The sequence below is a fragment of the Pseudoalteromonas sp. TB25 genome, assembly GCF_000497995.1.
Taxonomy (GTDB): domain Bacteria; phylum Pseudomonadota; class Gammaproteobacteria; order Enterobacterales; family Alteromonadaceae; genus Pseudoalteromonas; species Pseudoalteromonas distincta.
Window position 1 is genome coordinate 1 of record NZ_AUTI01000034.1, and the last position, 1,239, is coordinate 1,239.

The 1,239-nt window shown below is 41.3% G+C and carries 2 protein-coding genes and 1 pseudogene; all 3 read left to right on the forward strand.

Translation table 11 applies throughout. The features are described 5' to 3' along the window. Nucleotides 1-483: pseudogene (locus L652_RS0100645) on the forward strand (nitrite reductase (NAD(P)H)); the annotation flags it as partial. Next, nucleotides 470-823, forward strand: coding sequence for a nitrite reductase small subunit NirD (gene nirD / locus L652_RS0100650; RefSeq protein WP_008167772.1), 354 nt, complete (start codon nt 470-472; stop codon nt 821-823). The pseudogene L652_RS0100645 and the gene nirD, both read left to right, overlap by 14 nt. Nucleotides 824-832: 9 nt before the next feature. Beyond that, a partial coding sequence (locus L652_RS0100655; protein WP_024603181.1) for an SAM-dependent methyltransferase occupies nt 833-1,239 on the forward strand: 407 nt, incomplete at its 3' end.

The following is a 1,239-nucleotide window of genomic DNA, read 5'->3' on the forward strand; positions in this document are numbered from 1 at the left end:
TGGAACTTATACGTGTGTGGTAATGGCGGTATGCGCCCTCGCCATGCTGATTTATTTGCGACCGATTTAGACACGCCAACACTAATTAAATACATTGACCGCGTAATTATGTTTTACATTAAAACGGCTGACAAATTGCAGCGTACGTCGGTATGGATGGAAAACCTTGAAGGCGGTTTAGACTACCTTAAAAGCGTAGTAATTGACGACAGCTTAGGCATTTGCGACGAGCTAGAAGCGCAAATGGAATTAATTACACAAACCTATGCGTGTGAATGGAAAAAAGCGATTGAAAGCCCAGATGCTGCCAAACGATTCCGCCAGTTTGTTAATAGCCCCGAAACCGACGACAACATTCTATTTGTGCAAGAGCGTAATCAAATTCGCCCTGCTACAGAAGCCGAAAAACGTGAGCAACGTAATACACAAAACCGTATTCCAGTAATTGAAGTTGAAGAGGAGCAAGCTGATGTCTTGGCATAATATTGGAACAATCGACAACCTAGTGGCTAATAGCGGCGTATGTGCATTAGTTAATAATCAGCAAGTGGCTATTTTTTACATTCCACAAAATCCAACGGCTGTGTTTGCTATTAGTAACTACGACCCAATTGGCAAAGCTAATGTATTATCACGTGGCATTATTGGCTCAATCGACAATAAATTAGTTGTCGCATCGCCTTTATATAAGCAACACTTTTGCCTAGAAACAGGCGAATGTTTAGAAGCAGAAGCAATACACCTACCGGTTTTTAATGCAAAAATTGAAGACGGCAGTGTATTTATAAGCGCTGAACCAAAAGTTACAACAGCAGTGGCTTAAGGGAATAGTATGAGTGTACTGTCTTATTTTTCGGGTATTGAAAACGTGTGGCTAAATAAGCTTGTTACTAAGCTAACAAGCTCAAATAGTCGCAGCGTCAAAAGCGGCAACGTTTATATAATTGGTGCGGGCCCAGGAGACGCAGAGCTAATTACAGTAAAAGCGCAGCGTTTAATTAATACCGCCGATGTTGTTTTATACGATTGGTTAGTAAGCGATGATTTATTAAAAACGCTTCCTAAAAAAGCACAGCGAGTATTTGTAGGTAAACGTGCGGGTAAACATTCGATGACCCAAGCTAACATTTGCGAACTACTGGTTAAATACGCACAACAAGGCTTAAACGTAGTGCGTTTAAAAGGCGGCGATCCGAGTATATTTGCACGTATTAACGAAGAAGCCGATGCGCTTAGTGA